The organism is Actinoplanes utahensis, from assembly GCF_016862455.1.
Lineage (GTDB): Bacteria > Actinomycetota > Actinomycetes > Mycobacteriales > Micromonosporaceae > Actinoplanes > Actinoplanes utahensis.
In genome coordinates, this window is sequence record NZ_BOMZ01000084.1 from 17,981 (window position 1) to 38,390 (window position 20,410).

General features: G+C 70.9%; 18 protein-coding genes and 1 riboswitch. Of the genes, 7 read left to right on the forward strand and 11 right to left on the reverse strand.

Annotated features, from left to right (window positions below; genetic code table 11):
* Positions 1 to 12 precede the first annotated feature (12 nt).
* Both Aut01nite_RS29420 and Aut01nite_RS29425 read right to left on the reverse strand, forming a co-directional pair.
* Positions 13 to 777, reverse strand: coding sequence for an NAD-dependent epimerase/dehydratase family protein (locus tag Aut01nite_RS29420; protein ID WP_043524230.1), 765 nt, complete (start codon positions 775 to 777; stop codon positions 13 to 15).
* A 283-nt stretch (positions 778 to 1,060) separates the two neighbouring features.
* The gene (locus Aut01nite_RS29425; RefSeq protein ID WP_052163523.1) at positions 1,061 to 1,954 is read right to left on the reverse strand and encodes an EamA family transporter; all 894 of its coding nucleotides are present in this window, start codon (positions 1,952 to 1,954) and stop codon (positions 1,061 to 1,063) included.
* Positions 1,955 to 2,042: 88 nt separating this feature from the next.
* Here Aut01nite_RS29425 and Aut01nite_RS29430 point away from each other — a divergent pair, with 88 nt between their 5' ends.
* Positions 2,043 to 2,939: a LysR family transcriptional regulator gene (locus Aut01nite_RS29430; protein ID WP_268871699.1), complete on the forward strand. Its 897-nt coding sequence runs from the start codon at positions 2,043 to 2,045 to the stop codon at positions 2,937 to 2,939.
* Positions 2,940 to 3,086: 147 nt separating this feature from the next.
* Here Aut01nite_RS29430 and Aut01nite_RS29435 read toward each other — a convergent pair whose 3' ends face one another.
* Both Aut01nite_RS29435 and Aut01nite_RS29440 read right to left on the reverse strand, forming a co-directional pair.
* Positions 3,087 to 6,308 carry an AfsR/SARP family transcriptional regulator gene (locus Aut01nite_RS29435; protein WP_063958748.1) on the reverse strand — a complete coding sequence of 1,074 codons (3,222 nt, stop codon included), beginning with the start codon at positions 6,306 to 6,308 and terminating at the stop codon, positions 3,087 to 3,089.
* Positions 6,262 to 7,212, reverse strand: coding sequence for an LLM class flavin-dependent oxidoreductase (locus tag Aut01nite_RS29440; RefSeq protein ID WP_201775486.1), 951 nt, complete (start codon positions 7,210 to 7,212; stop codon positions 6,262 to 6,264). The genes Aut01nite_RS29435 and Aut01nite_RS29440 overlap by 47 nt, the downstream gene beginning before the upstream one ends.
* 97 nt (positions 7,213 to 7,309) lie before the next feature.
* On the opposite strand from Aut01nite_RS29440, the gene Aut01nite_RS29445 reads away from it, so the two are divergent.
* The 4 genes from Aut01nite_RS29445 to Aut01nite_RS29460 all read left to right on the forward strand — a co-directional run bounded on the left by Aut01nite_RS29445 (position 7,310) and on the right by Aut01nite_RS29460 (position 10,188).
* Positions 7,310 to 8,158, forward strand: a complete 849-nt coding sequence (locus Aut01nite_RS29445) for a helix-turn-helix domain-containing protein (RefSeq protein WP_201775485.1) — start codon at positions 7,310 to 7,312, stop codon at positions 8,156 to 8,158.
* 203 nt (positions 8,159 to 8,361) lie between these two features.
* Complete coding sequence (locus tag Aut01nite_RS29450) at positions 8,362 to 8,802, forward strand: carboxymuconolactone decarboxylase family protein (RefSeq protein WP_236642641.1); 441 nt, start codon at positions 8,362 to 8,364, stop codon at positions 8,800 to 8,802.
* A 5-nt stretch (positions 8,803 to 8,807) separates the two neighbouring features.
* Positions 8,808 to 9,098: a hypothetical protein gene (locus Aut01nite_RS29455; RefSeq protein WP_043524352.1), complete on the forward strand. Its 291-nt coding sequence runs from the start codon at positions 8,808 to 8,810 to the stop codon at positions 9,096 to 9,098.
* 172 nt (positions 9,099 to 9,270) lie between these two features.
* Positions 9,271 to 10,188 (forward strand): DUF7710 domain-containing protein, encoded by a 918-nt coding sequence (locus Aut01nite_RS29460; RefSeq protein WP_052163522.1) that lies wholly within the window; start codon positions 9,271 to 9,273, stop codon positions 10,186 to 10,188.
* A 98-nt stretch (positions 10,189 to 10,286) separates the two neighbouring features.
* Here Aut01nite_RS29460 and Aut01nite_RS29465 read toward each other — a convergent pair whose 3' ends face one another.
* From Aut01nite_RS29465 to Aut01nite_RS29495, 7 genes are all read right to left on the reverse strand, one after another.
* Positions 10,287 to 12,068: a carbohydrate-binding module family 20 domain-containing protein gene (locus Aut01nite_RS29465; protein WP_236642640.1), complete on the reverse strand. Its 1,782-nt coding sequence runs from the start codon at positions 12,066 to 12,068 to the stop codon at positions 10,287 to 10,289.
* Between the two features lie 173 nt (positions 12,069 to 12,241).
* Positions 12,242 to 13,159 carry an ABC transporter substrate-binding protein gene (locus Aut01nite_RS29470; protein WP_043524225.1) on the reverse strand — a complete coding sequence of 306 codons (918 nt, stop codon included), beginning with the start codon at positions 13,157 to 13,159 and terminating at the stop codon, positions 12,242 to 12,244.
* Entirely contained in the window at positions 13,159 to 13,815 is a 657-nt protein-coding gene (locus Aut01nite_RS29475) for an ABC transporter permease (RefSeq protein ID WP_043524349.1), read from the reverse strand. The genes Aut01nite_RS29470 and Aut01nite_RS29475 overlap by 1 nt, the downstream gene beginning before the upstream one ends.
* A complete protein-coding gene (locus Aut01nite_RS29480; protein WP_043524224.1) occupies positions 13,812 to 14,450 on the reverse strand; it encodes an ABC transporter permease in 639 nt (212 codons plus the stop codon). The genes Aut01nite_RS29475 and Aut01nite_RS29480 overlap by 4 nt, the downstream gene beginning before the upstream one ends.
* Positions 14,447 to 15,451: an ABC transporter ATP-binding protein gene (locus Aut01nite_RS29485; RefSeq protein WP_204037733.1), complete on the reverse strand. Its 1,005-nt coding sequence runs from the start codon at positions 15,449 to 15,451 to the stop codon at positions 14,447 to 14,449. Before Aut01nite_RS29485 ends, Aut01nite_RS29480 begins: the two co-directional genes overlap by 4 nt.
* Before the next feature lie 312 nt (positions 15,452 to 15,763).
* A complete protein-coding gene (locus tag Aut01nite_RS29490; protein ID WP_043524223.1) occupies positions 15,764 to 16,978 on the reverse strand; it encodes a benzoate/H(+) symporter BenE family transporter in 1,215 nt (404 codons plus the stop codon).
* An 18-nt stretch (positions 16,979 to 16,996) separates the two neighbouring features.
* A riboswitch (ZMP/ZTP riboswitch) is annotated at positions 16,997 to 17,083 on the reverse strand.
* Between the two features lie 158 nt (positions 17,084 to 17,241).
* On the reverse strand, positions 17,242 to 18,447 hold the full coding sequence (locus Aut01nite_RS29495; RefSeq protein ID WP_052163521.1) for an MFS transporter: 1,206 nt from the start codon (positions 18,445 to 18,447) through the stop codon (positions 17,242 to 17,244).
* A gap of 66 nt (positions 18,448 to 18,513) precedes the next feature.
* On the opposite strand from Aut01nite_RS29495, the gene Aut01nite_RS29500 reads away from it, so the two are divergent.
* Both Aut01nite_RS29500 and Aut01nite_RS29505 read left to right on the forward strand, forming a co-directional pair.
* Complete coding sequence (locus Aut01nite_RS29500; RefSeq protein ID WP_043524347.1) at positions 18,514 to 19,500, forward strand: ArsR/SmtB family transcription factor; 987 nt, start codon at positions 18,514 to 18,516, stop codon at positions 19,498 to 19,500.
* A gap of 231 nt (positions 19,501 to 19,731) precedes the next feature.
* The gene (locus tag Aut01nite_RS29505; protein WP_043524222.1) at positions 19,732 to 20,370 is read left to right on the forward strand and encodes a TetR/AcrR family transcriptional regulator; all 639 of its coding nucleotides are present in this window, start codon (positions 19,732 to 19,734) and stop codon (positions 20,368 to 20,370) included.
* Positions 20,371 to 20,410: the final 40 nt, after the last annotated feature.

Sequence of the window (20,410 nt, forward strand, 5' to 3'; positions counted from 1 at the left end):
ACATGGCCGCCTTCATCGCGTACCCAGATCAGTGCCGGTCATCCGGCCTCCCACCAGGTGGTTCTCCGGGTCGGCGGGATCGGGTTCGCCCACCTCGGCGGCCCACGGCTCGGCGTCGTCGAGAGGGTGATAGCCGATCGCCTGTCCGCCGGCCGCCGACCACCAGCGCCGGGTGTTCGCGGAGACACCCCACACCAGCCGCCAGCCGGTCGCCGTCAGCGATGCCTCCACCAGCCGGGCCGCGTCGTCCGGCGACAGCCACGTCGCCAGGTCCCGGGGCGCCGACGGCTTCTCCGCGCACTTGCCGATGCGCAGGCAGACGACGTGCATCCCGTACCGGTCGTGATAGAGCCGGCCCAGCGACTCCACCGCCGCCTTGCTCCAGCCGTAATAGGTGTCCGGCCGCGCCTCGACATCATCGGGGAGCCCATCCGGCCCGGCCACGTCACGCGACTGCAGCCCGACGGCATGATTACTGGAAGCGATGATCACCCGTGGCACGGCCGCCCGGTGCGCCGCCTCCAGCACCCGCTCCGTTCCGCGTACGTTGACCGCCAGCAACCGCTCGAACGGCGCCTCCGCGGCGATCCCGCCGAGATGCAGAATCGCGTCGGCCCCGCGGGCGGCCCGCTCGACCGCGGCCCCGTCGGTGACGTCGAGAGCCGCCACCTCGTCCCCGCCGTGCAGGTCGGTGAGTCGCAGCTGATGATGCCCGAGCCGCTTGCGCAACATCTGCCCGATCCGCCCCGACGCCCCCGTCATCAGAATCACCGCCATGCCACTGGACCTGCCCATTCCTCAGCCGGATCACACCTGACGGAACTCTTGGCGGTGGGCCGTGCTGCGCCGCCGCGCCGATGCTCGGTTCTCCATACCTGCGCCGGCCCTCAGCCGCTGACCACAGCGGATCGAACGCGCCCCCGCGCCCGACACCGCCCTCGGTCCCTCAGCCACCGACAGCGGGTCCAACGCACTCACGCGCCCGACACCGCCCTCGATCCCTCGATCACCGACAGCAGCGGGTTCAACGCGCTCCCCCACCGACACCGGCCTCGGCCCCTCAACCGCCGACCGCAGCGGGTCGGGCGCCGGAACGTTCGGCGCCGATGCCGGCGGCGACGACCAGACCGATCCCCGCAACCGCTGCCAGGTCCGGCACCTGGGCCAACAGGGCGAACCCGACCAGGACGGCGATGGCCGGTTCCAGACTCATCAGGGTTCCGAAGGCGGCAGTCGTCAACCGGCGCAGCGCCAGGAACTCCAGAACGAACGGAATCACCGGCAACAACACCGCCAGGAACAACCCGCCCACCATGATCTCCGGTGTGAGCCGGCTGAACACCGGCGTCCCGGGAACGACCGCGACGGCCACAGTCGCCACCAGCCCGGCGACCGGCATCGAGATCGCCAGCCCGCGGACACCGCTGCTCTCGTCACCGACCTGTTGAGTGAGCAGGATGTAGCCCGCCCAGCACACGGCGGCGCCGAGCGCGTAGGCCACACCGACCGGATCCGTGCCACCGTGCCACGGCGCGGTCAGCAGCAGCACACCCGCTGCGGCGATCAACGGCCAGCGCAGGGTGCGCCCGCGGACGACCGCCACCGCGAGTGGCCCGAGGAACTCCAGCGCGCTCGCGGTGCCCAGCGGCAGCCGGGCGACAGCGGCCATGAACAGCATGGTCATGGTGCCGGTGACCACCCCGAGCGCCACGGCGGGCAGCAGACCGCCCTTGCGGAAGTCCGAGCGCCGCGGCCGTACCACGACGAACAGGATCACCCCTGCCCACGCCAGCCGGATCCAGGCCGCCCCGGCGGTGCCGATGTGTTCCACGAGCCCTACCGAGACCGCGAGCCCGATCTGCACGCAGGCCATCGCGGCAACCGCGAGGGCGGCGCCGCTGCGGGCGGTCCCACCAGGGGACTTGAAGCGTGGGGGTACGGCGGTGAGCGTCATGCCGCCAGTAGAGACCCACTGACCGCTCGCGTCCACGTAACGATCGTGGACATACCGTTCGCGGTTGCTTAACAATGAACCCGTGGACGTGCGCCGCCTGGAAACTCTCCTCTTGCTGTCTCGACGGGGATCGATGCGTGCCGTCGCCGACGAGACGCACACCACCACGTCCGCGGTGTCCCAGCAGATCGCCGCGCTGGCCCGCGAGGCCGGAATCGCGTTGATCGAGCCGGACGGACGACGGGTCCGGCTCACCCCCGCCGGCCGGCGGCTGGCCGAACACGCGGTGACGATCCTGGCCGCCCTGGAGGCGGCACGTCTCGACCTGGACCCGTCCGCCGAGCCCGCCGGCACGATCCGCGTCGCCGGTTTCGGCACAGCGATCCGCCGCTCCCTCATGCCGGTCCTGTCCCGTCTCGCAGCCGATCACCCGAAGGTCCGCGTCCGCATCCACGAACACGAACCCGCCGAAGCCCTGTCCCTGATCGCCGCCGACGACATCGACCTGGCCCTGACCTACGACTTCAACCTGGCCCCCGCCACACCGGACCGGTCCGTGGTGTCACAGCCGCTCTGGTCCACCGAATGGGCCCTCGGCGTTCCCGCCACCGACCCGGTCTCCGGTGACCCGGAGCACTCCGCGGCGGCCGTCTTCGCCCGCTACCGCGATCACGACTGGATCGTCAACTCCCGCGGCGCCGCCGACGAGCAGGTGGTCCGGACGATCGCTTCCATGGCCGGCTTCGAGCCACTCGTCACGCACCGCGCCGACAGTCTGGCTCTGCTCCAGGACCTGGTCGTCGCCGGCCTCGGTATCGGCCTGCTCCCCGCCGATCAGCCGACCCGCCCCGGCGTGCGCCTCCTCCCTCTGCGGAACCCGTGCCCGATCCTGCGCACCTCCGCGGTGGTCCGCGCCGGCCGAACCGGCTGGCCCCCACTGGCCCTGCTGCTGAGCCTGCTCCAGACCGTCCCGGCCCGCGTCTGACCGGCTGGCGCCTGCCCGCCGGCGTTCCGGTCCGTGTCCTCCGGCAGCCCACCAGACCGGCACCGCGACAACCCGGGCACCCCGCTCGCCCGCCTGACCGACACCGCGACAACCCGGGCGACCCGCTCGCCCGCCTGACCGACACCGCTACGCCCCATGCGTCCCGCTCCAGGGCAGGAGGCTCCGGTCACCGACGTCGAGGATGGCCGGATCACGCTTCGTGACGTAGTCCCGCTGGAACGGCCAGCCCCGGTCGCCTTCGAGCAGGAACCGCACGAAGTGCATCACGTCGCTGCCGACGACATAGGCGTAGTCATCGCCCTCCATGGTGTCGAGGAAGTACACGGCGCCCGACGCCGCGTCGAGGACGTAGTAGTTGCCGTTCCCATCGCCCGCGACCGGAATCCGCCCCCGCGCGGGCCACTGCGGGAAGCGGTCGAGCGTCCGCCCCGCCAGTGCCGTGCCGAACAGACCACCGGGCTCGACCATCGAGCCGTTGCACATCCGCAGCCAGGCCACATGGAGCCGTGGCAACGGCATCGGGAAACGGGCCGCGAGCTCGGTGATCTCATCTCCGGTAGCGCCCCGGATCGGCTCGTCGTCCGAGGATCGTGACGCCCTGGCCAGCAACTCCAGAACCTCGGCGTCGCCGGCGTCGGGAACGCCGAGTTCCCCGAAGGCGAGCGTCGCCGTGTGCGCATGCGCGGCGGCCGGGCCGTATTCCCGCTGACGCAGCAACGCCACCGCCAGTCCGTAGTGTGCCCGCGCCACCTCGGGCAGGTTGTGGACGCGGGCCGCGAGGGCCGCCGCCCGCTCATGTTCCTGGACGGCCGGGGCGGGCCGTCCCGCCGCCACGTGCGCCTCGCCGATCCCGTTGGCCGCGGACGGCTCGTCACTGCGATTGCCCATCGCCCGGTAGAGGTCGCCTGCCTGGCGGTGCCGGACGATCGCCTCATCGGGAAGCCCTTGATGGCACAGCACCGTGCCGATCTGGTCGAGGACCCGCGCCTCACCGAGCGGATTGCCGTCCTTGCGGTGCATGGCGAGGGCGAGGTCGAGATGGCGGCGTGCCTCGTCGTGACGGTCCAGCTGGTCCAGGACCATGCCGAGGTCGCCGAGGACGAACCCTTCGCGTGCCCGGTCACCGGCGATCCGGGCCAGGTCGAGTGCCTCTTTCAGGCATCGCTCGGCCCGGCCGGTCTCGCGTCGGCGCTCGGCGACGTCACCGAGCGCGTGCAGGGCCAGGGCCCTGGGGAATTCGTCGGTGGCGATGTCGAGCGCCTGCCCCGCATGGTCGGAGGCCTGCTCGTAGTCGCCGCGCCGCCAGTACGTCCATGCCAGGTCGGCCAGCGCCCGGCCCTGCACGTCGGCGTCGCCGTTTCGCCGGCTGCGCTCCAGGGCGGTGGAGTGCAGGATGACGGCGTCGTCGTGGTGGGCTTGCCGGTCCAGGTACGGCCGGAGCGCGTGGGCGAGGTGACCGACGCACACCTGTGGGCCGTAGGTGACCGTGGTGATGATGTTGCCGCGCTCCGCGTCGAGCCATCGGATCGCCTCGCCCGGCCCGTCGACCGGCTCGACCGGAGTGAGCATCGGCGGGAGCCCTGGCCGGTCACCGATGTTGCCGGGGTAGAGCTGCCGCACCGCCGCCCGCGACCGGTGCAGGTAATGGACGAGCAGCCGCATCAGCGCGCCGTCCTCCTCGGCCAGCGATCGGGCGTGCTCGCGCAGCAGGTCATGCATCGTGTAGCGGCCCTGCTCCCGTTGCACCAGCATGTGCGCGTCGAGCAGGCTCTCCAGCAGGTCCTCGGCGTCGGGCACCGGGAGGTCGGCGAGCGCCGCGGCGGCATGCGGCTCGATGTCGCGACCGGGAGCCGTCCCGAGCAGCCGGAACATGCGCTGCCCGGCCTCGTCGAGCTGCTCGTAGGAGACGGTGAAGGCGGCCGCGACGCTGCGCTCGGGCGTGGCCAGATCGGCGAGCCGCAGGCGGCCGGCCAGGTAGGCGACCGTCCAGCGGGGGCGGTGCCGCAACCGGGCCGCGGCGATCCGGATGGCGAGTGGCAGGTTGCCACAGATGTCGAGCACGTCCCGGACGGCCGCGGGCTCGGCGGTGGCCCGCTCCCCCACGATGCCGGTGAACAGAGTGGTCGCGTCCCCGGGCGGCAGCGCCTCCATGGACAGCGTGCGGGCTCCGTCGATGTCCATGAGCCTGCGCCTGCTGGTGATCAGCATCAGGCTCTCCGAGACACCGGGCAGCAGCGGCCGCACGTGAGCCTCGCCGGCCACGTTGTCGAGAAGCACCAGCACCCGGCGCCGCTGGAGCTCGGTGCGCCACATCGCGCTGCGCTCGGCCTCCCCGCGAGGGATGTCGGTGAGGCCCGACTGCCGCAACAGGATCTCCAGCGCTGCGGTGGCGGACAACGGCTCCTGGCCCGCGGTGTTCGCCCGCAGATCGATGAAGAGCTGCCCGTCCGGGAACCGGTCGGCGACGCGGTGGGCGGCCCGGACCGCGAAGGTGGTCTTGCCGATCCCGGCCATCCCGTCGATGGTCACGATGTTCCGGGGCGAGCCGGCCAGGATCTCGTCGAGCTCGGTGTCACGGCCCGCGAAGTCGGGGATGTCGTAGGGCAGATGATTCCTGCTCTCGGCCACCGGTGAGCCGGCCAGGACCGTCCTCTCCCACTCGGCGAATTCGCGTCCCGGATCGAGTCCCTGCTCGTCGGCGAGGGCCGTGCGGTATGACCGGGCCACCGCCAGCGCGTCGGCCTGCCGCCCCGAGCGGTGCAGCGCCAGCATCAGCTGCCCGGCGAGCCGCTCGCGCAGCGGGTTGGCGGCCACGAGGCCGGCGAGCTCGTCGACGATCCGGGCATGCTCGCCCGCCTCCAGCGACGAATCCATGAGTCGCTCGACCGCGTTCAGTCGCCGGTCGGTGAGCAACGCGCGGGCGTTCGGCACATAGCTCGCGTGGATGTCGGCCAGGGCGTCTCCGTCCCACAAGTCGAGGGCCTCCCGGAACCGCCCGCCCGACACCAGGTCTTCGAAGGTGTGAACGTCGAGCTGCCCGTCCTGGGGAAGAACCACATAGCCACCCGCCCGGGTCTGCAGGATCTCGTCGCCGGCCGGGCCCGCGCCGCCCCCCGCGCTGCGCAAGGCCCGCCGTAGGGCGGTGATCGTGGCGTGGATCTGCGAGCGGGCCGTCTCCGGCCGGTCGTAGCCCCACATCGCATCGATGAGCCTCTCCATGCCGATCACCCGGCCGGCGTGGAGCAACAGATAGGCCAGGACCGCCCGGTGTCTCGGGGCGATGCCAGGCAGCGGCCGGCCGTCATCGACGACCTGCACCGGGCCCAGGAGCCGGAACCGTAGCGCCACGATGCGAATCTATCGCCTCACGGACGGCGGGGACGATCTCCACGGCCCATCGGCTCAGGGACAGCGGGTCGGGAGCCCCGCCGCTCGGTGAGAACAGCATGAATCCCGACGCGCCGAACTCGAGGACGGCCTCGGTCAACTCCTCCGCCCACTGCCCGGCCGAGCCGCCGATCCACCGGCCGTCGCTGTCGCGTGTGGCGGGCAGCGGACGGTCGGTGATGCGGCCGGGAAGATTGAAGATCGTCCGGATCTGTCCCGGGTGTCGGCCGACGGCTGTCGCCGCCTCGTCGATGACCGGGCGAGACGTGCGATATCGCTCGCTGCGCCAGTCAGCCGCATGACCGGGGATCCAGCCGTCGGCGACCCGGCCGGTCGCGGCGAGCGATCGCCGTCCCACCGAACCGGTCCAGACCGGAGGCGCGGGCACCGGGGCGGGATCGATCCGCTCGACCCGGTAGTGCCGCCCGTGGTGGGTGACGGCCGGGCCACCGCCCGACAGCTTGCGCACCAGGAGGATCGCCTCCTCGAAGGCGTCCACCGCCTCGCGGGGAGCGAGCGGCGCGACGCCCATGTCGGCGATGCGGTCCCACAGGCCGCCGGCGCCCATGCCGAGCACCACACGGCCATCGGACAGCGCCGCCAGCGACGTGACCGTGCGAGCCAGCACCGGGGCCGGCCGGGTGGGCAGGTTGGTGACGTTGGCGAACGCCGCGAGGCGGTGAGTGCGGCCGAGGACGAAGGCGATGGCCGCATACGCGTCAAGACGCGCACCCAGGTAAGGATGGTCGGACAGCGAGAAGACGTCCAGACCGTCCCGGTCGGCCTGCTGCGTCATGCGCAGCAGGTCCGGCCCGTCGCCGATGTCGCTGTGTGCTCCGAAGCCGAAGACGATTCTCTCGTTCACGCTTCGAGAGTGCTCCGGTCACCGGCCTTTGTGGAGACCGTGGTGATGGTGGTACCAGCAGGGACACCTTCACGCCCGGCGGCGGCGTTACGGTCGGATGGTGAGCGACAACGAACTCGGACTCTTCTTGCGGACCCGCCGCGCGGCGATCACTCCGGCTCAGGTCGGGCTGCCCGCCGGCCCACGCCGGCGCGCCCCAGGGCTGCGTCGTTCCGAGGTCGCCGCTCTCGCGGGCGTCAGCGTCGAATACGTGATCCGCCTCGAACAGGGCCGGGACCGCCGGCCCTCCCCCCAGGTCCTGTCCGCGCTCGCCGGAGCGTTGCGGTTGTCCGCCGGCGAGCGGGCCTATCTGCTGCGCCTGACCAAGGCTGCCGACCCTGGTCACAACTGCCTGGGCCGCACCCGCCCGGCCCGCACGGTGCGGCCGACCGTGCGCGCCCTGATCGATCGCCTCGAGCCCTCCTCTGCCGTGTTGCTCAACCGGCTCGGTGACATCCTGGCCCACACCTCCGGCTATGAGCGGCTGATGGGGCCGTTCGGCCTCCTGGAGGCGGCCCATCCCAACCTGCCCCGTTTCATCCTCTCCGACGAGCGCGCACGCGATGCCTTCCCCGATTGGGAGCGGATCGCCGACGACGAGGTCGCCGCGCTCAAGCAGGGCCCGTTCCGGGCGGATCCGCATATCGCCGCCCTCGCCACCGAGCTTTCCGTCACCGCCGGTGAAGCCTTCACCCGCCGGGTCGAGACCGTTCCCGGTCTGCCGCGTTCCAATGGCGTGTTCTCGATGGCCCACCCGGAGGCCGGCCTGCTGCGCCTCGCCTTCGAGGTGCTCGAGTTGCCCGACGACGACGATCAGCGGCTGATCGTCCACCTTCCCGCCGATGCGGCGACCGGCGCCGTCCTCGACCGTCTCCATTCCGAACCTCTGAGACTCCTCGCCGGCTGAGGCCGGCAGGAGCGCATCCGAGCCGGCCGGCCCTTCTGTTCCTTGACAACTCCACAGCGCAACCGCAGGCAGCCGGCGACATCTCCGATGCGGGCGGGGTGCGGTGCATCGTGAACGCATCGCGGATGTATCAACCGGGTCCGGCAACCTCGTGGAAAGGACGACAGGACCTACACGAGGAGTGAGACACGATGGCGCAGCGGATGAAGAATCCAGCGGTTCTGGTGCCGGCCGCGATGCAGCCGATCCAGGAGCTGATCAAGGCGGTCCATGCGCAAGGGATGCCGCAGGAGCTGATGGACCTGGTGCACCTGCGGGTCAGCCAGATCAACGGGTGCGGTTTCTGCGTCGACGGCGGGCTCAAGAGCCTGCGCAAGCTCGGCGTGAGCGACGAGCGGATCGGGCTCGTCACGGCGTGGCGGGAGACGCCGTACTACTCCGAGGACGAACGGGCGGCGCTCGGCCTGGCCGAGGCGGTCACCCGGCTCTCCGACAACACGGACGCTGTTCCGGACGATGTGTGGGACGCGGCCGCGGATCAGTTCACCGAGGAGCAGCTCGCCGCGCTGCTGCTGGGGATCGCGGTGACGAACCTGTTCAACCGTCTGAACGCCCCGATCCGCCAGGCCCCCGGATCGTGGTGACGACGATGACGACGGTCCGCACCCACACGTACATGGTCGAGCCCGCCGATCTCGAGGAGTTCCTGGCACGGCGGGCCTCGCTGATCGGCACGGTCCGGGAGGCGCACCCGGGACTCACGGCGACGGTTCTGATCCGGCTCGACGACGAGACGTACACCGACACGTGGCACTGGGCGAGCGGCCCGCAGATGCAGGCCGCGCTCGCCGCCATCGGCGGATTCCCGGAGGCTCCGCTGGCCATGGCCCTGACGAAGGACCGGACGACACGCGACGGCCTCGTCGTCGACCAGCGCTGACGGGACGGACGACCCCGAGCGAACCATCTGAGACGAGGCATCGATGGCGCAGAACGACGACCACGGAGTGCGGCAGCCGTCGGCACGTCGCACGACGAGGTGGACGACACGGTCCCGATGCGGCTGGGGGCCGTTGATGCCGCCGCCCCGCACCCGACTGTCATAATCGATCATGATGAGTCACGACGCGGTGTACCGGCATCATCGAGAGCACCTCAACAACGCGTTGCGGCGGCCGGGCATGTACAGCCGCGACGAGTCGGCCGAGTTCCTTCTCCTCGAGGCGATGGCCGCGGTGGACGGCGGCGTGGAGCGGTGGCGAGCCGAGTACGCCGCGTTGCGCAGCAGCGGATTGTTCACCGCGACCGGCGTGCGGGGCGCCTACTCCGGCATCCTCCCCGCCGGCATGGTCCGGGATGCCGCGGCGTCCGCCTACGCCGGGATAGCCCATCGCCTCGGCTGGCTGGACCTGGACCGGGTGCTCACGAACGCCGAGTACCAGCAGCTCGGCACCGGGATCCGGGAGTGGGTGACGGAGGACCGGACCTGGTCCGACCTGACCGGCGAGTTCGGTGACCCGTCTCTGCGTATCGGCGGTTCCAACGTCCTGTGGTCCAAGACGCTCGCCTACGCCACCGCGGATCCCGCCGACGGCCTGATCTGCGTCCACCTCTGGAACGCCCTCGCCGACACCCTTCCGGGTGAAGGCGTGCGGGGTGTCCTCCCGGAGCCGGTGGTTCTCGCGGTACGGCACGACCACGACGATTTCTCCTTCACCCCTGAGGGACGGCGGCGCCGGCCCACCCGGAGCCCGGATCCGGTCCGGTCCACCGTCTGGGTCTTCAACGGGCCGCGGTCGCGGTTCCCGTCGGCGGTCTTCGCGACCTCCGAGGACGGGCTGGCCTGGGCGGCCGAGCACGGGGTCAGCGGTGTCCTGGCCGAGTACGCCTTCGGCGGCGCCTACGACGCGGCGGTCCGCGACGGCCGGTTCAGCCCGTCGAAGCCGCACCACGGCACCCCGGATCACATCGCCGGATTCGGCCCCGGACTGAACCACATCCATCTGGTCGACGGCCGCCCCGACGCGTGACGGCCCGGCCACCCGAAGGATGGCCGGGCCGAGGAGGAGGCGCCGGATGGCACCGGTCCGGGCCGGCGTGTGACAGGGCCCGGGGCCGACGGTGCCGGCTAACGCCAGCTGTCGTTGAGGGCCACCTGGCCGCTGGACGGGACCGTGGCGGTGCGGTTGCCACCGGATTCCCAGGTGACGCTGCCGTCGGCGTTCTTGCGGATGTACTTGTACTGGAACGCCGTGCCCGCCGGCAGGGAGACCGTTGCCTTCCAGACCGGGTAGGCGGTGGCCGACAGCGGGATCGCACTGGCCGGCGCCCAGCTGCCGAGTGCGGCCTGGTTGCCGACGACGAAGATGTTCTGGCCGTACGAGGTGGCGGCGGTGAGGTTGAAGCCGGCACCGGCCGTGGCGGTGCCCGACGGGGTCGGTGACGGCGAGGACACCGACGGCGACGGGGCGGGGCCGCTGGCGCCGACGTAGAGGGCGACCGCCTCCCCCGGGGCGATGGTGGCGCTGAACTGGCCGGACGCGTTGACCGTGTAGGTGGTGCCGGTGCAGCCGCCGCCGCTGGTCGGGTCGCCGTGCTGCACGTCGCAGTAGGTGCCGGCCGGCAGGGATGTCTGGAAGGTGCGGGTCAGCGAACCGCCCTCGTGATTGATCGCGACGTAGCCCTTGTTGCCGCGGCCGAAGGCGATCTGGTCGCCACCGTTGCTCCACCAGTTGGTGACGGCGGTGCCGCGGACCGTGTTGCGGAAGCCGACCATGTTGCCGATCTGGCGCCACGCGTGCTGGCATTTCCAGCCGTCGGTGTAGCAGGCGTTGACCGTGCCGCCGTTGGGCGGGCCGGCGTCGTGGTTGCTGAACTCGTATCCCGAGTTGACGTCGGGCGCCCCGAACGGCCAGGCCAGCGTGAACACCTGGGCGAGGGTGTAGGCGGAGCCGTCGGTGTAGTTGAGCGTCGAGTCGTTGCGCTCGGTGTCGTGGTTGTCGACGAAGACGGCGGCCTGGTTGCTGGGCAGGTAACCCCAGGAGGCGCCGAGGTTCGACAGGTAGGCGAGGTTCTCGTTGAGGAACACCCGCTTGAGGTCGAAGGCGAACCGGAACTCCTGCACGTCGCCGGAGCCGGTGTACTCCGCCGGCTGGACGGCCTCGCCGGCGCCGTAGATGGCCTCCTGCTTCCAGTAGGCGCCCGGGTTCGTCAGTTTCGCCTTGATGCCGGTCAGGTCGGCGGCGGACATGTGCTTGGCGGCGTCGATACGGAACCCGTCCACACCGAGCGACGTCAGGTCGTTCATGTAGCCCGCGATCTTGCCGCGGACGTAGTCGCTGCCGGTGTTGAGGTCGGACAGGTTGACGAGTTCACAATCCTGGACGTTGGAGCGGTTGGTGTAGTCGTGGATGGCGTTGCGGCACCCGTGGAAGTCGGCGTCGGAGTAGACGCCGGGGTAGTTGTACTTGGAGTAGGCGGTGCCGCCGGTGCCGGTGCCCGAGCCCGCGCTCATGTGGTTGATGACGGTGTCCACGACGACCTTGACGCCGGCCGCGTGGCAGGTGGCGACCATGTCGGCGAAGGCGGTGCGATCGCCGAGGCGGCCGGCGATCTTGTACGACACCGGCTGGTACGAGGTCCACCACTGGCTGCCCTGGATGTGCTCCTGCGGCGGTGAGACCTGCACATATCCGTAACCGAGCGGGCCCAGTTTGGTGGTGCACTCACGAGCGATCGACGCGAACGACCACTCGAACATGACAGCGGTGACATCCTTCTCGCCGGGTGGGGCGGCGAAGGCGTCGGGGCTGCCGGCGATCTGGGCGACACCGAAGCCGCCGAGGCCGAGCGCGAGGGTGGTGGCGGCGAGGATGCGGGTCAGGCGGTGTCGCCTGCGGGGACTGTCCACATCAACCTCCAGGAGGAACGGGGTTTGCAAGCCCTTGCAGCAACAGGCCTGAAACTTTCTGCAAATCTTTGCGGCAAAGATAGATATCAACGAGTGCGCCCGTCAAGACATCTGCCGGAAACAGAAGAAGTGCCGCCCCGAAACGGGGCGGCACTTCAGAAAAGCCGCGAAAACTACGAAGCCAGGCCGTTCTCGGTGAGGAACGCCTTGGCGACCACCGTGATGTCCTTCTTGTCCACCTGCACCTGGGCCAGGTAGGAGGTCAGGTTCTCCGTGGTCAGCTTCGCCGAGACGCCGTTGAGAGCGCCGGTGACGGTCGGGTTGTTCGCCTCGCTGCGCAGCAGCGGGATGATGTTCTGCGAGAGGAACAGGTTCTTCGGGTCCTCCAAGACGACGAACTTGTTGGCCACGATCGAAGAGTCGGTGGAGAAGATGTTGGCGACCTGGATGTCGCCGTCCTTGAGCGCGTTGACGGTCAGCGGGCCACCGGCGTCCAGCGGCTTGAACTCCTTGAACTTCACCCCGTACACCGATTCAAGCCCCTTGAGGCCCTGGTGCCGCTCGGCGAACTCGGGCCCGGCTCCGGCCACCAGCGTCGGGGCGACCGCCTTCAGGTCCTCGATGCTCTTGAGGTTGTTCTTGGTGGCGGTCTCGGCCGTGACCGTCAGGGTGTCCTTGTCCTCGGCGGCCGACTGCTCGAGGACCTCGGTGCCGGCCGGCAGCACCTTCTTCAGCGCGGCGAGCACATCGGCCGGGCTGGAGACGCCCTCCGGCACGCCGCCGGTGGACAGCGACGCGAGCAGCGCGCCGTTGTACTCGGGCAGCAGCGAGATCGAGCCGTCCTGCAGCGCCTTGAGGTAGACCTCGCGGGCGCCGATGTTGAACTTGCGGGTGACCTTGACACCCTTCGCCTCGAGGGCCTGCGAGTAGATCTCGGCGAGCAGCTGGCTCTCCGGGAAGTTCGCCGAGCCGACGGTGACCGCGCCGCCCGCGGCACCCGAGGTGCCGGTGGAGGGCGCGAGCGGATCACTGTCGGTACCGCACGCGGTGAGGGCGAGGGCCAGGGTCACGGCGGTCAAAAACCGTTTCATCAGGAGCCTTTCAATCCGGGTGAGACGATCCAGCGCTGGATGAGCGCCAGGAACAGATCCACGAGCACGGCCAGGCCGGCGACCACGACGGCGCCGGCCAGAACCCTGGAGTAGTCGTTGACGGCGAGACCGTCGATGAGCAGCCGGCCCAGCCCGCCGAGCCCGACCGCGGCCGCCACGGTGGCGGTCGCGACGACCTGCAGGGCGGCGTTGCGGAAGCCGCTCATCAGCACCGGCAGGGCCATCGGCAGCTCGACGCGGGTCAGCACCTGCCAGGAGCGCATGCCCATCCCGCGGGCGGCGTCGACGACCCGGTGGTCGAGCGTGCGCATCCCGGCGTACGCCGAGGTCAGGATCGGTGGGATGACCAGCACGGTGAGCGCGATCAGCACCGGCAGCAGGCCGAGCCCGAGCAGGGTGACCATGAGCATCAGCAGGCCGAGGGTGGGCAGCGACCGGCCGGCGTTGCCCGCGTTGATCGCGATGAACGAGCCCTTGCCGGTGTGGCCGATGTAAAGTCCGACCGGCAGCGCGATGATCACGCCGAGCAGCAGGGCGAGAGCGGTGTACCCGAGGTGCGACAGGATCAGCTGCGGGATGCCGCCCGGTGCGCTGAGGTCCCAGTGGGCCGGGTCGGTGAGATAGGAGAGGTTCATGCGGCACGCGTCCACGGGGTGATCGCCCGCTGCACGAGCACGATGATCAGGTCGGCGAGGCCGGCCAGCAGGACCGACAGAATGATGCCGACCAGGATCGGCTCGATGTAGAACAGCTGGAACCCGCGGGTGAACAACTGGCCGAGACCACCGATGCCGATCAGCGAGCCGACGCTGACCAGGCTGATGTTGGACACCGTGGCGACCCGCAACCCGGCGAGGATCACCGGCAGCGCGATCGGCAGCTCCACCGCGGTGAGGCGGCGCAGCCTGCGGTAACCCATCGCGGTGGCGGCCTGGATGACGACCGGGTCGACGGCGCGCAGGCCGTCGGCGACGGTCCGGGCGAGCAGCGCGACCGTGTAGATCGTGAGCGCGACCACGATGTTGACCGGCGACAGGACCTTGGTGCCGAGGAGGACCGGCAGGAACACGAACAGCGCCAGCGACGGGATCGAGTAGAGCACCCCGAACGTGTTGATCAGCGGGTGGTACAGCCGCGGGAACCGGACCGCGAGATAGCCGAGCGGCAGCGAGATCGCGAACCCGAGCAGCACCGGCAGCAACGCCAGGTACAGATGCTCCTGGAGGGCCAGCCAGACGATCTCGGAGTTGTTCCGCAGATACTGGATCATGAGCGGCGGCTCGCCAGATAGTCGGCGAGGTCATGGTGGCTGACCAGGCCGTCGGCGGCGCCGTCCGGGCCGACCCGCACGGCGATACCGACCGGTGAGCTGATCACCAGGTCGGTCACGGTGCGCAGCGAATCCTCCTTGGTGAACGCGCCGCCGGTGGGCTGCAGCCCGGAGGGGCCGGGCCAGCCCAGCGGCCGGCCGGCGTCGTCGAGCGACAGCCCGTCGACCGGCTTCACCGGCAGCTCCGAGGCCGTGTCGAAGGACAGGCTGCGCAGGCCGCGGTCCCGGCCGACGAACGAGGCGACGAAATCGTCGGCGGGCTCGGCGAGCAACTCGCGCGGCGTACCGAACTGGGCCAGGTGGCCGCCCGCGCGGAGAACCGCGACGTGATCGCCCAGCTTGATCGCCTCGTCGATGTCGTGGGTGACCATCGCGATGGTCTTGCCCAGATCCTGCTGAAGCCGCAGGAACTCCTGGTGCAGCTGCGCCCGGACCACCGGGTCGACCGCGCTGAACGGCTCGTCCATCAGCATGATCGGCGGATCGGCGGCCAGTGCCCGGGCCACCCCGACCCGCTGCTGCTGCCCGCCGGAGAGCTGCGCCGGATAACGTTTCGCGAATTCCGCGCTGAGCCCGACCCGTTCCAGCAGCACGAGCGCCTTGGTGCGGGCGGTCCGGCGGGTCTCACCGAGCAGCACCGGCACGGTGGCGACGTTGTCCAGGACCGTCCGGTGCGGGAAGAGCCCGGCGTGCTGGATGACGTAACCGATACCGCGCCGCAGCAGCGCCTCGTCCTTGCCCGCCACGTCCTCGCCGTCGATCAGGATCCGCCCGGAGGTCGGCGTGACCATCCGGTTGATCATCCGCAGGGACGTGGTCTTCCCGCAGCCGGACGGCCCGACAAGTGTCGTGATCTTGCCGGTGGGCAGCTCCAGGCTGAGGTGATCCACCGCCGTACTGCCGCCGGGGTACACCTTGACGACGTCCTCGAATGTGATCATGGCACTCCCGGTCGATCTTGCGAATCCTGCAATTCATACTCTATGGGTATGATTACCATGTCAATGCGGGTCATGCTTCGACCATGCCAGACCCTATGTCGATCACGTCACCCCGCGACCCGCGTCACAGGACATCGGGTCACCGTGGAGCGCGCCGCTCGCGCTCCATCCCCGGTCCGGCACCGGCGGAAACCAAGATCGGGTACGGCCACCGGAGAACCGTGAGCCACCGCACCGCGCCCCGCCCACCGGGCGAGACGGTGCCCGCCACGGACGCCGGGACGACTCCCCCACCGCACACCATCGGCCGGGCTATCGGGCTCGCCCGCCCTGCCGCGCCTCGGCCGGTTCCGCGTCGGGCCGGCGGCGCAGCGCACCGGTGGCCCCGGCCGTGAGCACACCCGCGATCAGCCCCCAGAACGCGGAGCCGATGCCGAGCATCTCGATCCCCGACGCGGTGGCCAGCAGCGTGACGACGGCCGCCTCCCGCCAGCGGTCACCGCGCAGCGCCGTGCTCAGCGAGCTGCCGATGGTGCCGAGAAGCCCGATCCCGGCGATCCCGAGCACCAGCACGACGGGCAGCGCGCCGAGCAGCGAGGTGATCGTGGCGCCGAGAACCCCGACGATCAGATAGAAGACGCCCGCCCACACGGCGGCCAGGTAGCGGCGGCGCGGATCCGCGAGCGCCTGCGGGCCGGTGCAGATCGCCGCCGTGATCGCGGCCAGGTTGAGACCGAACGCGCCGAACGGGGCCAGCAGCAGGTTCACCGTGCCGGTCCAGGTGATCAGCGGGGACACCGGCACGTCGTAACCGTCGTTGCGCAGCACCGCCACCCCCGGCAGGTTCTGCGACGCCATGGTGACCACGAACAGCGGCACTGCCACCCCGATCACCGCCTGCCAGGAGAACGACGGCATGGTGAAGACCGGTTCCGCCCAGGAGAACCGGACGGCGCCGGGCCGGAACGTGCCGGTCACGGCGGCCACGGTGACGCCGACCAGGAGCGCGGCCAGCACCGCGTACCGGGGCAGGAACCGCCGGCACAGCAGATAGGTGCCGAACATGGCAAGGATCAACGTGACGTCGGTGTTGGCAGAGGAGAACAAGCCCATACCGAAACGGATCAGTACGCCGGCGAGCAGCGCGGCGGCGAGCTCGGTCGGCACCCGGTCCATCACCCGGCCGAACCAACCGGTCACCCCGGTGAGGGTGATCAGCGCCGCGGACACCACGAACGCGCCGATCGCCTCCGGCATCGAGTGGCCGGTCAGGCCGGTGGCCAACAGCGCGGCGCCCGGGGTCGACCAGGCCGTCACGATCGGCGCCTTGTACCGCAGCGACAGGCCGATACAGGTGACACCCATCCCGACGCAGAGCGCCAGCATCCAGGAGGCGAGCTCGGCGTCGTCGGCGCCGGCGGCACGGGCGGCGCTGAACACGATCGCGGCGGAACTCGTGAAACCGATCAGCACCGCGAGGAAACCGGCGTTGACGGCGGGCAGCGGGGCGATGTTCCGTCCGGCCATGAGCGCTCCAGGAACTCGTCGGATCGCCCAGGCGCGCGGCTCAGCCATAGTCGGCAGGCCGCTCCCCGATGGTGCCCCATCCGAACGCCAGTCACGGCCCGCCCTCACCCTATCGGCCACCCACCAGCCGCCCGCCACCCGATAACCGACCGGGTTACCGCCGCAGAGCGGCCGGGGTCGCGGCGAAGCGGCCGGGGTCGCGGCGGAACGGCCGGGGTTGCGGCGGAACGGCCGGGTGGGGCGGGACCACGGCGTCGGAGCGGTTACCGAGGTACGGGGTGCCGACGGAAGTGGACGATCGGGGCGATCAGGACGGTGGCGATTCCGGCGAGGGCGATGGCGGTCGCCGGCGAGGTGACCTCGGCGATAGCGCCGACGATCAGGGGGCCGACGCCCTGCAGAGCCATCAGGCCGGTGGAGAGCAGGGCGAACAGTTGGCCGCGGCGGGCCTCGGGGGCGGCCTCCAGGAACTCGCGCTGGATGCCGATGGAGTAGGCGAAGCCGGTCCCGGCGAGTACCAGCAGGGTCACCGTGACCGGGAGGGGTAGATCGGCGAAGAGCAGCACGAGCGGGGCGCCGAGCAGGACCACGAGCGGGGCGCTGAGACGTTCCCGCAGGGCGGGGCGGACCAGCCGGCCGATCGCGAAGTTGCCGACGAGCATGCCGACCGGGGAGGCCGCCATCAGCAGGGCTCCGGCGCCGGTGGGGAATCCGCGCCGGGCGCCGTACGCGACGAGCAGCGCCTCCGCCCCGGCCGCGAACGCCGACGGCAGCCACTGGACGATCAGCAGCCGCCGGATGATCCGGTCGCCGAGCAGTGCGGTCGCGCCCGTCCAACTGTCCCGCACAGCGCCTCCACGACCGGCGGGGGCGGCGGCGGGCTCGTTCGGCAGACCGATCCGGACCATGAGGGTGGCGAGGATGTGGCAGGCCGCCGCGAACAGCAACGCCTCCTCGGCGCCGAGGGCCGCCACCGCGACACCACCGCCGGCCAGGCCGAGCAACTGGGCGGCGGACGACGACATGCCGGTCAGGGAACGGCCGAGGACGTACGCGTCGCCGGTCAGCCGGTCCGCGATGACCTTCGCCGCCGCTCCGGCGAACACCGGGGTGACAGCGGCGACCACGGCGACCAGCAGCAGGTTCACCAGGACGGGAAGATCGGCCAGGCCGAGTGTGGCGGCGAGCCCGGCCTCGGCGAGGTAGCCGGCGACGATCAGCGGCCGGGCCGGCAGCCGGTCGGTCAGCGAGCCGAGCAGCAGACCGCCGGCGAACTGCGGCAGGAAACCCGCCCCGAACGCGAGGGCGCTCATCAGTGGCGACCCGGTGCTCGCATAGACCAGCACCGACAGGGCGAAGATCTGCAGCGAGTTCGCGCTGATCGCGAGGCTCCGGGCGACGAAGAGGGCGCGGAAGACGGGTTCCGCGAAGACCTCACGATAGGTGGCCTGGTGGTCCGAGACGGTCATGCCGTCAGCCTCGGGCCGGGCGCCGGCCGCACACCAATGTTTCGCCACAGGACGTAAGGTCGGAGGATGTTGCGGTTCGTGGTCGGCGCTGAGGACCTGCTGCGGACCAGGTTCGCGCTGTCCCCCGTCTTCGACCTGCTCAACCTGATCCGTGCCCTGGCCGGGCCGCATCCGCGCGGCATTCCGGAGGCGTGGCTGTCCCGGTTGCGGTCCGGGTTCCGGACTCTGCGCGACGATCCGGCGCTCGAGGCGATCCTCGCCCTGCACACCGAGCAGTCCGGGGCGACGTTCATCTGCCCGCCACCGCGGCGGCTCGGCCAGACGATCGGCGAGGATCTGGCGGCGCTGCGGGCGGCACCTGCCGGCGGCGTGCGCGAGGAGCTCGACTTCTACCTCGGCCACCGCATGCCGGAGTCCGCGCGCGCGTTCCTGACCTCGGCGGACATGCTCGACCGGATCGCCGTCTTCCTGGAGGCCGCGTGGGCGGTCCTGCTCGCCGGCGACTGGCCACGCCTGCGGCTGCTCTGCGAGCGCGACGTCGTGCACCGTTCCGCGGATCTGGGCCGCGCGGGCTGGGCCGCCGCGCTGGCCGGCCTGCACCCGAAAGTGCGCTGGCGGGACGGCGGCATCGATCTGGTGGGCCGCTCCGGCCCGGTCACCGACCTCGGCGGCGCGGGTCTGCTGCTGGTCCCGTCGGTCTTCATCTGGCCGGAGTACGCGGTGTTTCCCGACGAGCCCTGGCCGAAAGCGATCGTCTACCCGGCCCGCGGCGTGGCGACCCTGCTGGAACACGGCCCACCGCAGGCGCCGGAGCATCTGGCCGCGCTGATCGGCCGTTCCCGCGCGCTGATCCTGGCCATGCTCGCCGACCCGGCGAGCACGAGCCACCTGTCCCGCGCGCTCGGCATGGCCGTCGGCGCGGTCGGCGATCACCTCGCCGTCCTGCACCGTTCCGGGCTGGTGGAACGCGCCCGGTCGGGCCGCTCGGTGCTCTACCGTCGCACCCCTCTCGGCGACGAGCTCACCACACCGCGGACACCGGCGAGCCGATGAGCCCGAAGCGGCACGAGGCGGCACGAGGCGGCACGAGGCGGCACGAGGCGGCACCGGAGGCCGACGCCGCGCGGGGCAAGGCGGAGCAGGGCAAGGCGGAGCGGGGCAGGACGGAGCGGGGCAGGACGGGTTCGCACGAAGTCCGGACTGAAACGGGCGGTTGATAGACCGCTGTGAGCGTGATTCACGGCACTCCTATCCTGTACGGGACACAGAGGACCGGAGCCGAGATTGAGTCACGTCAAAGGGCGCAACGAGCAGGTGGAGAGCACCCGGGTCCGGATCCTGGAGACGGCGGAGCGGCTGTTCGCCGTGCACGGTGTGGCGTCGGTGTCGAACCGGCAGGTGAGTGAGGCGGCCGGGCAGGGAAACAACGCCGCCGTCGGCTACCACTTCGGTGGCAAGAACGAGCTGGTTCGCGAGATCATCCGGCGGCACGCGGAGCCGACCGACGTGATCCGGCTCCGGCTGCTGGATCAGCACCGGGACAGCACCCGGCTGCGGGACTGGGTGACCTGTGTGGTCCAGCCGATCACCGAACATCTCGCGGACCTGGGGAACCCCAGCTGGTACGCCCGGTTCGCCGCCCAGCTGATGACCGAGCCGAATCTGCGGGAGCTGGCGGCTGCCGAGGTCGCCGAGGCGCCCGCGTTGCAGGCCGTGTTCGGCGGACTGCACCGGCGGCTTCCCGGCTTGACCGGAGCGGTTCAGGCCGAACGGGACGACATGGCGCACACGCTGATCCTGCACTTCTGCGCCCAGCGGGAACGTACGATGCCGCCCGGCGCCGACGCCCGCGCCGTCTGGGAGGCCACCGCGACCAGCCTCATCGACGCTCTGGAGGGCCTCTACTGTGCACCGGTGACCTGAGTGCCGTACGGCGAACAACGGGTGAACCGGAAGTGGACCG

What these genes read in the sequence shown, in the direction of transcription:
- Aut01nite_RS29485 (WP_204037733.1), bottom strand. Translation starts at nt 15,451, where the DNA reads ATGATCACATTCGAGGACGTCGTCAAGGTGTACCCCGGCGGCAGTACG.
- Aut01nite_RS29420 (WP_043524230.1), bottom strand. Translation starts at nt 777, where the DNA reads ATGGCGGTGATTCTGATGACGGGGGCGTCGGGGCGGATCGGGCAGATG.
- Aut01nite_RS29475 (WP_043524349.1), bottom strand. Translation starts at nt 13,815, where the DNA reads ATGAACCTCTCCTATCTCACCGACCCGGCCCACTGGGACCTCAGCGCA.
- Aut01nite_RS29490 (WP_043524223.1), bottom strand. Translation starts at nt 16,978, where the DNA reads ATGGCCGGACGGAACATCGCCCCGCTGCCCGCCGTCAACGCCGGTTTC.
- Aut01nite_RS29460 (WP_052163522.1), top strand. Translation starts at nt 9,271, where the DNA reads ATGATGAGTCACGACGCGGTGTACCGGCATCATCGAGAGCACCTCAAC.
- Aut01nite_RS29450 (WP_236642641.1), top strand. Translation starts at nt 8,362, where the DNA reads ATGAAGAATCCAGCGGTTCTGGTGCCGGCCGCGATGCAGCCGATCCAG.
- Aut01nite_RS29425 (WP_052163523.1), bottom strand. Translation starts at nt 1,954, where the DNA reads ATGACGCTCACCGCCGTACCCCCACGCTTCAAGTCCCCTGGTGGGACC.
- Aut01nite_RS29495 (WP_052163521.1), bottom strand. Translation starts at nt 18,447, where the DNA reads ATGACCGTCTCGGACCACCAGGCCACCTATCGTGAGGTCTTCGCGGAA.
- Aut01nite_RS29470 (WP_043524225.1), bottom strand. Translation starts at nt 13,159, where the DNA reads ATGAAACGGTTTTTGACCGCCGTGACCCTGGCCCTCGCCCTCACCGCG.
- Aut01nite_RS29445 (WP_201775485.1), top strand. Translation starts at nt 7,310, where the DNA reads ATGGTGAGCGACAACGAACTCGGACTCTTCTTGCGGACCCGCCGCGCG.
- Aut01nite_RS29500 (WP_043524347.1), top strand. Translation starts at nt 18,514, where the DNA reads ATGTTGCGGTTCGTGGTCGGCGCTGAGGACCTGCTGCGGACCAGGTTC.
- Aut01nite_RS29480 (WP_043524224.1), bottom strand. Translation starts at nt 14,450, where the DNA reads ATGATCCAGTATCTGCGGAACAACTCCGAGATCGTCTGGCTGGCCCTC.
- Aut01nite_RS29455 (WP_043524352.1), top strand. Translation starts at nt 8,808, where the DNA reads ATGACGACGGTCCGCACCCACACGTACATGGTCGAGCCCGCCGATCTC.